Source organism: Alkaliflexus imshenetskii DSM 15055 (assembly GCF_000517065.1).
Classification (GTDB): Bacteria; Bacteroidota; Bacteroidia; order Bacteroidales; family Marinilabiliaceae; genus Alkaliflexus; species Alkaliflexus imshenetskii.
This window is the reverse complement of record NZ_KI912105.1, coordinates 3,954,843-3,968,745: the sequence shown is the minus strand read 5'-3', so window position 1 is coordinate 3,968,745 and position 13,903 is coordinate 3,954,843. Positions and strand designations below refer to the sequence as shown.

Sequence of the window (13,903 nt, the reverse complement as noted above, 5' to 3'; positions counted from 1 at the left end):
AAAGTGGTTTCGTTTACATCTCTCCTTTCGAAATGGTTGTGAGCAAGCGGATAAAACCTCTGATATCTTCCTCGGTGGTATCAAAAGCGGTCATCCACCTCACTTCTGAGGTGTTGGCATTCCACACATAAAAGAAATAGTGCTCCTGTAACTTTTTAATCCAAGCAGATGGAATGATTGCAAAAACGCCATTGGCCTGAACCTCCTGTGTGATTTTAACGCCATCTATTTTAACTGCCTCAGTGGCCAGAAGTGTTGCCATTCGGTTGGCATGCAGCGCATTTTTACGCCACAACTCGTTGGATAGAAACGCAGTAAACTGGCTGGAGATGTAACGCATTTTACTATGCAACTGTGCTGTTTGTTTCCGGATGTACTTTACACAATGTGAAAGTTCAGGATTGAGAATGATGACTGCCTCGCCAAACATTAAACCATTTTTGGTGCCGCCAAAAGAGAGCACATCAACTCCGGCTTTCGCACTCAAATCGGCCAGGGAACAATTAAGCGCAGCCGCTGCATTTGAAATGCGTGCGCCGTCCATGTGAACCAGCAATCTTCGTTGATGGGCAAATGAACACAGGGTTTCTATTTCATCCAGCGAATAGATGGTTCCCATCTCGGTTGATTGTGTGATGGAAATTACTTTTGGCTGCACGTGATGCTCCACTCCCATCCCATTTAGCAATGGTTCAATTAATTCAGGAGTTAGTTTGCCATCCTTTGTAGGAATATCAATCAATTTACAACCTGAGTGTTTTTCAGGTGCGCCGCACTCATCCACATTGATATGAGCTGTTTCGGCACATATAACAGCTTCAAATGGCCGTGCCATGGCCTGAAGTGCAATGACGTTGGCACCAGTTCCGTTATATACAAAAAAGACTTCGGCAGATGCACCAAATTCCTTTTTCAGTATGTCGATTGCCTGCCTTGTGTATGAATCACCGCCATAGCCTACTGTATGTCCCTCATTTACGCTTTGTAAACTACTCATGATATCCGGATGCACACCGGCATTGTTATCACTCGCGAAACCACGCTTGTTGTTCATGTTTTTTTATTCAAAGATAACCATTCTCACTAAACAGAAAACAACCGGTCAAAGCAAAGGCCGACCGGTTGTTTTAATCAGTTAAGAATTGGTTTATAGCATACTCAGATAAATGTTTGTTACACAAACAATCCAACAGAGTTAATCACAATGATACTATGCATGAAACACCAGAATGGGCGTATTGGTGTGAAACAACATTTTTTTGCCCACCGATGGATTTATGAGTCGGGCGACCAGGTTGCGCCGGCGTGTGGTGAGACTGATGATGTCAATTTTCTTTTTATGGATGTAACCTTCAAGACCAACCCAGAAATCCTCATTTTCTATCAGGTCACACTCAATTTGACTATTCACAAATCGCTCTTGCATGTGTTTTTTTAGTCCTTCCAGTTTAAGTTGATCCCATTTGTTGTCATTGTGTGGCCCCACATGCACAAAGAAAATCTTAACCTCCAGTGGTTTAACAATACGTTCAAGTTTATCCATTGCCATAAAATCTGACTCTTCAAAGTTTGTGGCATAAAGGATATGTTTGATTTTATCTATTCCGGCATAAACGAAATCTTCCGGAACAGCCATAACCGGAACCCTGGCCATCTCCATCACTTCGGCTGTGACACTTCCTATTAAGTCAGCTGCTTTGCGATCTTTACCCCGTGTACCCATTATTATAACAGTGGGCTGATATTCATCGCTAAAGCGCAGAATCTCTTCTTCAGCCACACCTCTGAGCAGCTGTTGTTTAATGGCGACTTTTTCCCCATCAGGCTTTCTTTTCTTCTTTTCTTTAAACTTATCGATAAAAAGCTTCATATCAATTTCAGCCTGTTCCTCCATATCAACCATCATTTCGTCGAGGCTGGTGTCATACACATAAGCTTCAGAGAAAGGCAGTGTGTTAATTACCGGATTAAAATAGACATGAAGCACCATGATTTCAGCATTGAGCCGCAATGCCCAATCGAGTGCCATCTCGGCAGCTTTTTCTGAATAGTCACTAAAATCCACTGGTAATAGGATGCGTGGCTTTGGCGGTCGTCCGGCTCTCTTTTCCGTAAGTTTCTCAATGCCAGGCTCCTCAATCGACTCCATGATTTTCATGGCTTTTTCCAAATCGGACTCTTTAATGCGGATTTTGACACTTGAATTTACTGCCCCTTCAATCAGGTTGACGTTCTGAAGGAAACACTCTATACCTTCACCTTCCAGGATGTTATGAAGCACCTGGGCATGTTGATAGGTATTTGTTGCGAGGGTGATAATTTTTTCTTCCATGATTGTCGGGTTTTATGGTTTTTAATAACTCTTAATTTAATACTTTATGTTTAAAGTATCAACATTGTAACCAATCAATTTCTCAGTAATGGTTTTAAACCATTTAGGAAAAATGTAATCATTATTGATTAGTAATAGAGGTGATTTATCTGTCTGAAAAATACTGAAGCACCCCTTTGAGGTAAAAACTGTGCATATTATGAGATTTATATAGAGATGGTATCGATTGAGATGATTTATTGAAACATATTATATATGTTTTTAGTATAATTTTTAACTTTTTTAACAAATCCGCTATTTTTTTTGCAGTTTACTGGAAAAACAAAGTATATGATAGCCCAATTTTTATATTATTGCATAATTTTTGATGGATATAGAATCTAGCATTCTTGTTTATACCTATAACTGACAAGCCTGTATATTTTTTTGCAGATATGTGAGTTGAAGTTGCTGTTAAGGGTGGAAGATTCCACAATGATTAAAACTAAATTGCACACCTATGAAAATCAAAGTGTTAATATTGTCGATAATAGCATTACTGGCTGTTCAAAATGCCAATGCCCAACTGGAGAAGCACCAGGCCATGTTTATTTATAACTTTACAAAACTGATTCACTGGCCAGGTCTCGAAAATCAGCTTGTATTCAGAATTGGCGTAATTGGCAAGAACGAACCCATTACGGCTGCACTTTTGGCAGACATGGAAAATCGCAACGTAGCCGGAAAACCCATCGAGATTGTCGAATTTGAATCTTTAGACAATCTGGTTGCCTGTCACATTTTGTTTGTCCCCAACAATAGAATGAGTTACCTGCGACGAGCTGCCCGAACGCTTCTGGGTGTGTCCGTGCTTATAGTTACAGAGGCGCAAGATTTTATGCCAGCCGAATCGGGCATAAATATCTATGTTGACAATGAAAGGATGGTTTACAAGCTAAATCAGAAAAGAACAGAGGAGGCACGTCTGGTATTGAGCAGACAAATTATAAGCAATTCAAGGTAGCTGGTTTTACGATTTTCAAAACATCAGATTTTGATATTATACAAAACCCGTGTTTCTATTACTTAAGAAGCACGGGTTTATTGTATTCAAAGGGTGAACAATTGTTTATAACAGTCATTTTGTGAGAAGGCAGAAAAAATGCCAGAGTCGCGACAAATCTGGAAGTGCGACTCTGGCTTTTTGGGTTAAGGACTATTCTGTTTAATCAAATCCGCTATCGGAAAAATCGGAAAATTTTCATCAGGTAAAATCTTCTCTATTCGGATTTCGTTTATCGCTCAATTACAATTGTAAAATAAGCGCGAAATTCTGTGTCACACAATAGTTTTTAGGCTCTGAGCATTTTTTTAACGCCATCGCACTAAAATGACCCATGATAATCAATTACTTGCAACTTTGATTTTAATGCTACCTAAAAATCAGTTTGACTTAAAAATAACCTCAAAATGCCTGATTGACCTGTTTACTTTTAAACAGATTGGGTAATTAACTATTGAATGGTAAAGAAACCTGAAAAGATTTCCGATGTAGTTTCAACTTGAAGCAGGTAAGTTCCAACAGTCAATTGAGAGATGTCAATATAATACACACCTGATCCAAATACTTGATAATAATGGTAAACAGAACAAGAACCATTATTGTTTTCCATGGATACAAATACATCTCCGAAATAAGAATCCGCTTCAATGATTAGCATCCCATAGCTTATTTCCGCATAGAAATCGGCCTCAACAGCAGGTGCAGACTTTAAACCAGGCGTAGAATGCACTCTAGGCAACCTAGTCTTAAGTAAATCTTTCTCATCATTTGAAGGACCAGGTTCATTTGCAATTACACCGATTACAGCTATAAAGCTAAGGCAGATAATCGATGGCACACTAAAAAAGATTGATTTCAGTTTCATAAGTGGCAATTTTCAGAGTTTAACATCCTTTAAAATTACCTGCTTATATGAATTTTCCACAAGAAATTAAATCATCAGACGATGGGTTTAACGCGTAAAAAATAGACAGCACATTGTTAATCAGTGTAATGACAACACAGGTTTTAACGCCATAAAAATGCTGTTTTTGATTAAAAAAGTGCGAGTATTTGGTCTATATTTTCTACATCCTCTCCAAAACCAGTAAGTTTTCTCTTCAAATTTAACTTCTTCACCCTTAGATTGCCTGCCGTTATGGTTAGAAGAGTTGCAATTTGATTGGAAGGAGTCTGACAATAGAGTAAGAATAGTATAACCTTTTCCACATTGGTTAAAGAAACCGATGCAGGTAGCTGAATGTATGAGTTAAACAACTCGTCATTAATGAGTTCTGGCAGCATTGCACTAAATTCATTCTTCAACTCAGACAACTCTTTTTGAATTTCATCATGCACCGGTTGGTTGTTTTTCATGTATTTATAGGACAACTGCTCGAAACGCTCTTCGGTGCGCGCATGACGACGGGTTAAGTGGTGATAAAGAGCAATAAGATGCTCCTTCTGTCTTGCCTCCTTTTTGTTTAGTACAATATCCGTCTCAGCTTGAAGGCGCATAAGTGTCTCTTTTGCAAGCCGCTGACGATTTTCCTTTAGTTTTAGTCGGTAGGTAATGACAAAGAAACCCATCAAGAACAATAAAAAACAGATGCCAATGATGATCATTTGAGAGCGCTGTTTCTGTTTCAATGCAGCAAGTTCAACGCGCGAGTAGTTAAACTGCTTCTCCAATTCCAGAACTTTTTTCTCAGTTATGTCATCAACAGAAGCAAGTAGTAAATTGTACGCTTTTTTATAACTATCGGCCGACAAATCATAAAGTCCTTGACTGTAAGACATGTTGCCCAGCTTGTGATACATCATATAGTTTCTACGCTGGTAAGATGAATCCGCAATATGTGCTATAGCCTGCTGTAGATAGAACAGGGCTGAATCTTTAACGCCCTTCAATTCAAAGGCCTGTGATATGGAGTAGTAGATATTTGATTTAAAAATTTTCCCAGGAACCTTATCTGACAAAGGAAACAACTCTTTGTATTTAACCACTGCACTATCAGGTTGGTTACTTTTCAAGTATAGCACCGCTTGTGCATTTACTAAATCGTATAAATTGTCAGGTGATAAATTATCTGCTCTGACACTTTTTAACAGCTCCTGAGCTTCATCTTTACTATTGTTGAAAAGTTTAATCCAGAAAAGCAAAATCGAAGCACTGGCCATTAAATTGTTTTCACCCGTAATATTGGCAAGTTTTAAGGCATCTTTATAGTAAGCTTCTGCCAGGGCTTGATTGCCATGCACATCGTTCACAGCACCAAGATAATATGCCAATAATGATTTGGCAAAGAGTGAATAGGAGTCCGGAAATTTCATTACCAGATCCTCTGCCTTTTTGAGCGGTGTATATACCATCGAGTCAGGCATTGTAATTCTATATCGGGCAATTCCTTGAAAAATCAGTGATCGCAGATAATTCTCCGAAGTCTTTTCGCGCTGGAAATAATCTACCAAGTATGTGGCAACAGAGTCATTTTCAAAATTCTTATATACTTTATCCTCGGCAATAATCGATAAAAGCTTATAGTAAGTCTGATTGTATTTATTAAGTTTGGTTACATCAAACAGAGCCAGACTATCGAGTGCTGCCTCTGCATTGTTTGCAGTCAATACAACATCAATAGATTTAAGACGCTCTAAATCTGCCTGATTTTGCTGTCCACACGAAACCAAAATCAAACCCAGAACAGAGAAACGTATAAACAGGCGAAAACTTAAGCCTTTCATGACAATATTAAAGCAATGGTTCATAGAAAATTGAAGCAAAAAGCAATTCCAAAACTACAGATTATCAAACAGCTAACCTTCAAAATTTAAAAAAAAATTATCCAATGGCATCGATACGAGATACTGACAATACACCTCTAATCTCTCTAACCTTTTTAATAAGCGTATTTAGAATCTGATTGTTGTTCACAAACACCGAGACTGTGCCCTCAAAAAGTCCCTCTTTACTGTCCACGTTTATGGAACGCATTTTAAGTTTCAACTCTTTTGAAATTATTTGTGATATGTTACTCACAATGCCAATGTCGTCTTCGCCTATAACCTTTATGGCAGTCAGATAGTTACCGGCTGCCTCACCTGTCCATTGTGCTTTTACGATACGATAGCTGAATTTGGTTCGCATTTCCGTGGCATTGGGACAATTGGTACGATGGATTCGGATGCCCCCCGATACAGATACAAAGCCAAAAACATCATCGCCAAAAATAGGATTGCAACACTTGGCTAGTTTGTAATCCACATTGGTAAGGTTTTTATCGATAAGTAGCACGTCATCACCCGAATGTTCCGACTCTTCAGGCTGAGGTGACACAAAATTTCCGGCACTGCGAACGCCTTGCGCAATTTCATTTTGTTCGCGCTCTGTTTCTTTCTTCTGCTGCTGCTGAATAAACTCGCGGATGGCCACCACATCAAGTTTTTCAATACCTATATCCCGAAAGAAGTCATTCGTGCTTTTATATTTGAAATGCTTTACAAGCAGTCCGGTAAGCTGATCATTTATATCAAGTTTCCAGTTCTTTAAGCGCCGTATAAGCATCTCTCTTCCCAACTCCGACTCTTTATACTGAATCTCTCTGAGCGCCTGTTTTAACTTGGTTTTTGCTTTTGATGTCACCACCACATTGAGCCAATCCTGTTTTGGTGCCTGGTTTGATGCAGTGGTAATTTCCACCTGATCACCGTTTTGCAATACATGACGGATGGAGACATTTTTTTGGTTTACCCTTGCACCAATACACTTCTTCCCTACTTCTGAATGGATATCAAAAGCAAAATCCAGTACGGTAGCTCCTTTGGGAAGCCTTATCAAATCTCCTTTTGGGGTGAAAACAAAAACTTCCTCATCGTAAAGGTTGAGTTTAAAGTCATCAATAAAATCGACCGCATTTAACTCAGGGTTTTCAAGAATTTCACGGATATTGGCAAGCCAGTGATCAAGTCCCTGGTCGCCTTTCACCCCTTTGTATTTCCAGTGTGCAGCCAGACCACGCTCAGCTACTTCGTCCATACGCCGGGTACGAATCTGAACTTCAACCCATTTGTTTTCAGGCCCCAATACTGTTGTGTGCAATGATTCGTAACCGTTACTCTTGGGAATGGATAGCCAATCGCGCATACGGCTGGGGTTGGGCTGGTACTTGTCTGCCACAATTGAATAGACTTTCCAGCAATCAGCCTTTTCGCTTTTAAGTTCACTATCCAGAATAACTCGTATGGCAAATAAATCATAAACCTGCTCAAACTCTACCTTTTGCTTCTTCATCTTGTTATAGATAGAGTGTATGGTTTTGGTCCGTCCCTTGATATCGAACTTGAGGTCGTTCTCTTCAAGTTCTGACTGAATTGGCGCAATAAACTCTTTAATATATTTATCTCTGGCCCTTTTTGTTTCGTTTAATTTCTTGGCGATGAACTTGTACATATCACGATTGGTATATTTCATCACCAGGTCTTCCATCTCCGATTTAATGGTGTAGAGTCCTAAACGGTGAGCCATAGGAGCATATAGGTACGATACCTCAGATGAAATACTTAGCTGCAATTCGGGATTGTACAAATCGAGTGAACGCATCGTTTGCAACCTGTCGGCAATGATAATAAGTATAACCCTCACATCCTGCGCAAAGGTTAGCAACAGCTTTCGAAAGTTCTCAGATTGTATGGAGGCATTGCGTTGGTAGAGGTCAAACACTTTTATAAGGCCATCCATAATATTGGCCACCTGCTCTCCAAATTGCTGTTTAATTTCTTCTACAGATGCTCCGGAACGGCGGAGCACCTCATACAACAAAGCACAAATAAGCGATGTGCGCCCCAGGCCTATCTCTTCTACGGCAATACGCCCAACTTCGAGGGAATGCAACACTGATAATTTACCCGAAGGGCTTCTTTCCAGGCCCACTTTATCAAGCGACAACTCTATTGCCTTGCGGATTTGTTTTACATCTTCCCACTTGAGTATGCCTGAACTGGCACGCAATAATTTGCTGTAAGCAATCAGGATTTCTCGTCTCTCATTGGGGGCTATCTGAAGCATTCTGTCTTCCATAATCTTTCCGCGTTAAAGTATCGTAAAGATAAAAATTAAGCAGGATAAGCGTTTATAATTATCTGCTTTTCCTTCTCCGGTTTTCAAAAACCTTCACAAAACAAACCATACATGGCCAACCAAACTGCAATGAACCAAAACTATAAAACAACTGTTAATTTTTATATAACTCTTAAAATTCACGTTAATCCGACCCTTCGGTTAATTGACATTTCGAAAATTTACACCTATATTTAGGTTATATGATGAGCAAGGGGTATAAAAATCAAAGCATTTCATCTTTCAAAAAACACCCCTTCGAAATACTTTCTATTTTGATAAATGTCAAGAATCAAAGGCGAAGTGTAGCATTCAAAATTTTATTACATAGTAAATAGTTGTTTAACTCTTAAAATTTTTCTATTATGAAAAGTGCAGCATCATTTATAGGCGGACTCGTTGCCGGCGCAGCCTTGGGAGCAGCCATCGCTTTACTTTATGCCCCCCAATCAGGGGCAGACACCCGCAAACAAATAAAGAAAAAAATCGACGAGTTGGAAGACGACCTCGACAAAATGAAGGAGAAGGTGAAAACCAAAGGCGGTGAACTAAAAGAAGACTTAAAGAAGAAAATGCATGATGTGGAACACCGTATTGAAGAGTTGGTAAATGAGTACAAAAAGCCTCATGAAGCCAAAGCAAAAGCCGGAGTTTGATGGTACATCATAGAGTTTTAGTGCCAAAATGATGGCTTCTGCCAGGCTACAAACTCACATACGGCTGTCTCTTGTTTCAGAGGCAGCCGCATTTTTATTAGTTATTAATCAGTATTGATTTTTTTTTTAGCGCCGTCTTTGTATTAGAGACTGTTTAAATTTTGTTGTAAATCTGCTTTATAGATTGTTAGATGTTAGATATTTAGACAGATAGATAAGAATAAACAGAAGTTAAGATAAATCTAATCATCTTTCGCAACTACTCTATCTATCTAATATCTAATACTCTCTGCGTCAAAATCATGTTTTATAAATTAAATTTAAGCAGTTACTAACCGAAGAGAATATTCTAGTAAATAAATTTTCTTCAAGATGCGCTATTGTTAGAGTTTTTAATAACTTAAAGTCTACAAACTACCAAAACTAATCCATAAACTAATTTGATGGTATGATACAGGACAATATAAAAGAAAATCTGGCTGAAGTGAAGGATGAATTCGAGAAGTACCTTGACAAACGCATTGATTTGACTAAAATTCATGTGGTTGAAGAGTTATCTAAGTTCACTTCGGGTTTTGCCGTTAAACTAGGAGTACTCTATCTTCTCTTTTTTGTACTAATGTTTTTGTCGCTGGCTACTGCTTTTTTTCTTAGTGATTTATTAAATTCAAACGGGCTGGGATTCACGATTGTGGCTTTGTTTTATTTGATATTGGCCATTGTTTTTTACGCCATGAGACATAAATGGGTCGAAAAACCAATTATAAAGGCTTTTATTAAGCTGTTTTTTCCAAAATTTGAAGAAGATGAAGAATAATAAATCCCCCTACTCTGATATTGAGTCCTTTTCCGATCTGGAAAATGAAAAAATGCGCCTTACCTATGAAGTGCGTATCGCACGTCGAAAAATGGATTTGGCAATACTTGAACTAGGCGCATCTTTAAATCCTATCCGCCTGGCATCAAGCCTGTTTGGCGAGTTGCTGAAACCTGTAACTGCCGGCATACGTCAATGGATTGAAGGTGTGTTTTCCGGAAGAAAGCCTCATTAAACTTGATGATTATTTTATCAAAGCATGGATGCTTGAAACTATTTCGCTCCTTATGATTAATCTGAATAGCTGTCAGATTGATTTTCGATGAAGTTTCGTTTGCAAAGTTAGAGAGTGAGACAAAACACAAAAGATGAATAGACAAAAGGGAATTGGCACATAATTTTGACCCGGTCTAACTGTCCAAAATGTAATTGTCTTAGCGTCTAATCATGTTTAAAAATTAGATTTAAACAGTTGCTATATATCTTTTCAATTCCGGCCAAAATTGTATTTTTGTTTCCATTAACCGGAAATTGCCAACGTTATGGAACAGGAGGAGGTTCATCAGCGCATCCAACAACTTAGGGATGAGCTGCATCATCATAATCACCAGTATTACATTCTAAATAATCCACTAATATCAGACTTTGAGTTTGACCGGTTGATGGCTGAACTAATAGGTCTTGAAGCGGCACATCCGGAGCTAAATGATCCTAATAGTCCATCGGTTCGAGTTGGCAGTGATTTAAGCCTTGAATTTAAAACTGTAAGTCATAAATACCCTATGTTGTCGCTGGGCAACACCTATTCGGAAGGCGAATTGAGAGATTTCGTAAATAGGGTGGAAAAAGCAGTAGGACATGAAGTGGTGTTTGTATGTGAACTCAAATACGATGGTACTGCCATTTCTCTTACCTATGAGAAAGGGAAACTGATTTCGGCCGTTACGCGTGGCGACGGGGTTAGTGGTGATGATGTGACAGCCAATGTGAAAACCATTAAGAGTATTCCACTCCAATTGCAAGGAAACTATCCGCCATCCTTTGAGGTTCGTGGCGAAATATTTATGCCTCGCCAGGGTTTTGAACGTTTAAATGCTTCACGTGAAGAAGCCGGTGAGGCACCTTTTGCCAACCCGCGCAATGCAGCTGCAGGCTCATTGAAATTGCAGAACAGTTCAGTTGTGGCCAAGCGTCCGCTTGAGTGTTATTTGTATCAGATTATGGGCGCTCAGTTGCCATCCGACAGCCATTTCGAAAACCTAAAATTTGCTGCCACATGGGGATTGCGCATATCGCCACACAGCCGTTTGTGCACAAGCTTTGATGAGGTGATTGCATTTGTGCAAGCGTGGGATTCGTCCAGACATACACTTCCGTTTGATATTGATGGCATCGTAATTAAAACAGATAGTCTGCAATTGAGAGATGAACTGGGTTTTACTGCTAAAACACCACGATGGGCCATCTCTTACAAATTTAAAGCTGAAGCGGCATTAACCAGACTTCTGTCTGTTGATTTTCAGGTAGGGCGAACCGGAGCAGTGACGCCTGTGGCCAACCTTTCTCCTGTTCAGCTTGCAGGCACCACGGTTAAAAGAGCCTCTCTTCACAATGCCGATATCATCAAGTCACTGGATTTGCATCTCAATGACATGGTGTCGGTGGAGAAAGGTGGAGAAATCATTCCAAAAATCACTTCAGTGGACCTTTCTCAGCGAATGCCTGACAGTGAGGCGGTTGAATTTATTGCAAACTGTCCGGAATGTGGTACTGCGCTTCTCCGTATCGAGGGTGAGGCTGCGCACTATTGCCCTAACTCAATGTCGTGTCCCCCTCAAATAAAGGGGCGAATAGAACATTTTATTGGACGAAAGGCAATGGACATTGATGGGCTTGGAGGTGAAACCATCAATTTGCTTTACGAAAATGGTCTTGTGCGAAACATTGCTGATTTATACCGCTTGCGCCCCTCCCAACTATCTTCTCTGGAGCGACTTGGCGATAAATCGGCAGCCAATATTGTTGTCGGTATTGAGAAATCAAAAGAAGTACCTTTTGCCAGGGTATTGTTTGCCTTGGGAATTCGTTTTGTGGGCGAAACTGTCGCTAAAAAACTGGCATCTGCACTCAAATCAATCGATGCCATTATCAATGCATCTCCAGATGACTTACTTGCCATCGACGAAATTGGTGAAAAAATTGCATCAAGCATTCTCGACTATTTTTCGAAGCCGGAAAATATCCAACTGATTCAGCAATTACGTGATTTCGGACTGAAATTTGAAGAAGAATCCTCTGAAAGCAGTAACTTGTCGCAAAATCTCAGCGGACTGTCATTTGTGGTGAGCGGTGTGTTTTCGCGGTCACGCGATGAGATAAAAGCACTGATAGAGGCGCATGGAGGCAAGAATGCTGGTTCAATATCGGCCAAAACAAGCTTTGTAGTGGCCGGTGACAACATGGGGCCAGCCAAATTTGAGAAAGCTCAAAAGTTGGGTCTTAAGATTATATCAGAAGATGATTTATTAACAATGATTGATAAAAGTGGCAATTAGAATTGATATGGGTATTCAAGAAGCTGGAAATGGCTATTGCTTATCCTGCGAATACAATTCAAATTTATGCCATTTAACCAATACTCAGATTAGATGATATTTCTGGAAAAACTTAGAACCAAAGCAGGCAGTGCCTTGCTTAAGCATAAATCGGGTAACCGTCGTCGCAATGTGAAAGCAGTGAGTCTAAAACGTGCTCGAACAGTGGGTATCGTTTTCGATGCTGGAAATTCTGACAACTTGAAACTGGTTAAGAATTTTATCAAAGAATTTCCTGCATCTGGCGCACAATTTACAATTTTAGGATATCTCCCCGATGCCAAAAAGGAGCACAACTATATCAGTGATAAAACCTGGCAGTTTTTTTCACAAAAGGAGTGTAACTTCTTTATGGAACCCAAAATGGAGATGTTATCAGAGTTTGCAGAAAAAAGACTGGATCTGCTTTTGGTGCTTGACACACATTATCATTTTCCGGTGAAATGGCTCACAAGAATGTCGATGGCAGGTTTTAAAGCGGGCATCTCAAATGTGTACGACGAAGAGTTTGACTTTATGATTGAGATGAAAGATCGGTCCATGGCACAGTTGATTGAGCAACTTATGCATTACCTTGGCGATTTGAATACGGCGGACGAATAAATCAGCCATCATTAAATATAATGCTGTATTTTAATAGATTACAATTTTATTGATTGTGTAATTTAATTGTGTTGATGATTGGTATAAAATTTGAAATCAAGAATAAATAAAATCAATTATTTGTATTATGAAATACCTTTCCTTGTTTTCAGTCCTTTTGTTTGGACTGATGTTGCAAAGCTGCAACACCCGTAAAATTGAGCGTATTGGTACGCAGGAAACCATCGACCTGAGTGGACGTTGGAACGATTCAGACTCGCGCATGACTGCCGAAGCCATGGTGGCTCAGATTCTTGACGGCAGATGGCTGGATGACCATGTAAGACGTACCGGCGAGCGCCCTGTGGTTATCGTTGGTCTGGTTTACAATAAATCACACGAACACATCAATGCAGAGACGTTTATCAAAGATGTGGAGCGTGCCTTCATCAACAGCGGACGCGTAAGATTGGTACAAGCCGGCGACAAACGTGAAGAGTTGCGTCGTGAGCGGGCTTCTCAGCAGGATTTTGCTTCGGTTGAGACAGCCAAGCGCTGGGGCATGGAGCTTGGTGCCGACTATATGCTAAACGGCGACATCAACTCAATTGTTGACAGCTACCGTCGCGAAAGAGTAAACTACTACCAGGTGAACCTTGAGCTAACCGGCTTGGAAACCAGCGAAGTGGTATGGATTGGCGACAAGCGTATCCGTAAGTACATCCGTAATTAAATAATTGTCGGAGTCTGAAAGCAGTTGTGTTTTCAGACTCCGATTTTTCAAT

Annotated in this window: 12 protein-coding genes; 7 read left to right on the top strand and 5 right to left on the bottom strand. The window is 39.9% G+C overall.

All coding sequences use genetic code 11. From position 1 onward, the window contains the following. Positions 1-13 precede the first annotated feature (13 nt). Together ALKIM_RS0116450 and ALKIM_RS0116440 are read right to left on the bottom strand one after the other, a co-directional pair. Complete coding sequence (locus tag ALKIM_RS0116450; RefSeq protein ID WP_026475606.1) at positions 14-1,054, bottom strand: threonine aldolase family protein; 1,041 nt, start codon at positions 1,052-1,054, stop codon at positions 14-16. A gap of 156 nt (positions 1,055-1,210) precedes the next feature. Continuing rightward, complete coding sequence (locus ALKIM_RS0116440) at positions 1,211-2,332, bottom strand: universal stress protein (RefSeq protein WP_026475605.1); 1,122 nt, start codon at positions 2,330-2,332, stop codon at positions 1,211-1,213. A gap of 499 nt (positions 2,333-2,831) precedes the next feature. On the opposite strand from ALKIM_RS0116440, the gene ALKIM_RS0116435 reads away from it, so the two are divergent. Next, positions 2,832-3,335 (top strand): YfiR family protein, encoded by a 504-nt coding sequence (locus tag ALKIM_RS0116435; RefSeq protein WP_026475604.1) that lies wholly within the window; start codon positions 2,832-2,834, stop codon positions 3,333-3,335. Positions 3,336-3,825: 490 nt separating this feature from the next. On the opposite strand, the gene ALKIM_RS0116430 is transcribed toward ALKIM_RS0116435, so the two are convergent. The 3 genes from ALKIM_RS0116430 to ALKIM_RS0116420 all read right to left on the bottom strand — a co-directional run bounded on the left by ALKIM_RS0116430 (position 3,826) and on the right by ALKIM_RS0116420 (position 8,430). Further along, entirely contained in the window at positions 3,826-4,239 is a 414-nt protein-coding gene (locus ALKIM_RS0116430) for a hypothetical protein (protein WP_026475603.1), read from the bottom strand. Positions 4,240-4,409: 170 nt separating this feature from the next. Continuing rightward, a complete protein-coding gene (locus ALKIM_RS0116425; RefSeq protein WP_026475602.1) occupies positions 4,410-6,098 on the bottom strand; it encodes a tetratricopeptide repeat protein in 1,689 nt (562 codons plus the stop codon). Between the two features lie 97 nt (positions 6,099-6,195). Continuing rightward, the gene (locus ALKIM_RS0116420; protein WP_026475601.1) at positions 6,196-8,430 is read right to left on the bottom strand and encodes a RelA/SpoT family protein; all 2,235 of its coding nucleotides are present in this window, start codon (positions 8,428-8,430) and stop codon (positions 6,196-6,198) included. A 404-nt stretch (positions 8,431-8,834) separates the two neighbouring features. On the opposite strand from ALKIM_RS0116420, the gene ALKIM_RS0116415 reads away from it, so the two are divergent. The 6 genes from ALKIM_RS0116415 (at position 8,835) to ALKIM_RS0116390 (ending at position 13,851) form a co-directional block, all read left to right on the top strand. Continuing rightward, entirely contained in the window at positions 8,835-9,125 is a 291-nt protein-coding gene (locus ALKIM_RS0116415) for a YtxH domain-containing protein (RefSeq protein ID WP_026475600.1), read from the top strand. A gap of 448 nt (positions 9,126-9,573) precedes the next feature. Continuing rightward, a complete protein-coding gene (locus ALKIM_RS0116410) occupies positions 9,574-9,942 on the top strand; it encodes a phage holin family protein (RefSeq protein ID WP_052345614.1) in 369 nt (122 codons plus the stop codon). After that, on the top strand, positions 9,932-10,177 hold the full coding sequence (locus ALKIM_RS0116405; protein WP_026475598.1) for a hypothetical protein: 246 nt from the start codon (positions 9,932-9,934) through the stop codon (positions 10,175-10,177). Before ALKIM_RS0116410 ends, ALKIM_RS0116405 begins: the two co-directional genes overlap by 11 nt. A gap of 307 nt (positions 10,178-10,484) precedes the next feature. Further along, entirely contained in the window at positions 10,485-12,497 is a 2,013-nt protein-coding gene (gene ligA, locus ALKIM_RS0116400) for an NAD-dependent DNA ligase LigA (RefSeq protein ID WP_026475597.1), read from the top strand. A 93-nt stretch (positions 12,498-12,590) separates the two neighbouring features. Beyond that, positions 12,591-13,139 carry a DUF6913 domain-containing protein gene (locus ALKIM_RS0116395; RefSeq protein ID WP_026475596.1) on the top strand — a complete coding sequence of 183 codons (549 nt, stop codon included), beginning with the start codon at positions 12,591-12,593 and terminating at the stop codon, positions 13,137-13,139. A gap of 127 nt (positions 13,140-13,266) precedes the next feature. Continuing rightward, positions 13,267-13,851 carry a penicillin-binding protein activator LpoB gene (locus ALKIM_RS0116390; RefSeq protein ID WP_026475595.1) on the top strand — a complete coding sequence of 195 codons (585 nt, stop codon included), beginning with the start codon at positions 13,267-13,269 and terminating at the stop codon, positions 13,849-13,851. Positions 13,852-13,903 lie beyond the last annotated feature (52 nt).

Excerpts from the sequence above, each read along its gene's own strand:
- ALKIM_RS0116450 (WP_026475606.1), bottom strand. The coding sequence starts at position 1,054 with ATGAACAACAAGCGTGGTTTCGCGAGTGATAACAATGCCGGTGTGCAT.
- ALKIM_RS0116440 (WP_026475605.1), bottom strand. The coding sequence starts at position 2,332 with ATGGAAGAAAAAATTATCACCCTCGCAACAAATACCTATCAACATGCC.
- ALKIM_RS0116435 (WP_026475604.1), top strand. The coding sequence starts at position 2,832 with ATGAAAATCAAAGTGTTAATATTGTCGATAATAGCATTACTGGCTGTT.
- ALKIM_RS0116430 (WP_026475603.1), bottom strand. The coding sequence starts at position 4,239 with ATGAAACTGAAATCAATCTTTTTTAGTGTGCCATCGATTATCTGCCTT.
- ALKIM_RS0116425 (WP_026475602.1), bottom strand. The coding sequence starts at position 6,098 with ATGAAAGGCTTAAGTTTTCGCCTGTTTATACGTTTCTCTGTTCTGGGT.
- ALKIM_RS0116420 (WP_026475601.1), bottom strand. The coding sequence starts at position 8,430 with ATGGAAGACAGAATGCTTCAGATAGCCCCCAATGAGAGACGAGAAATC.
- ALKIM_RS0116415 (WP_026475600.1), top strand. The coding sequence starts at position 8,835 with ATGAAAAGTGCAGCATCATTTATAGGCGGACTCGTTGCCGGCGCAGCC.
- ALKIM_RS0116410 (WP_052345614.1), top strand. The coding sequence starts at position 9,574 with ATGATACAGGACAATATAAAAGAAAATCTGGCTGAAGTGAAGGATGAA.
- ALKIM_RS0116405 (WP_026475598.1), top strand. The coding sequence starts at position 9,932 with ATGAAGAATAATAAATCCCCCTACTCTGATATTGAGTCCTTTTCCGAT.
- ligA (WP_026475597.1), top strand. The coding sequence starts at position 10,485 with ATGGAACAGGAGGAGGTTCATCAGCGCATCCAACAACTTAGGGATGAG.
- ALKIM_RS0116395 (WP_026475596.1), top strand. The coding sequence starts at position 12,591 with ATGATATTTCTGGAAAAACTTAGAACCAAAGCAGGCAGTGCCTTGCTT.
- ALKIM_RS0116390 (WP_026475595.1), top strand. The coding sequence starts at position 13,267 with ATGAAATACCTTTCCTTGTTTTCAGTCCTTTTGTTTGGACTGATGTTG.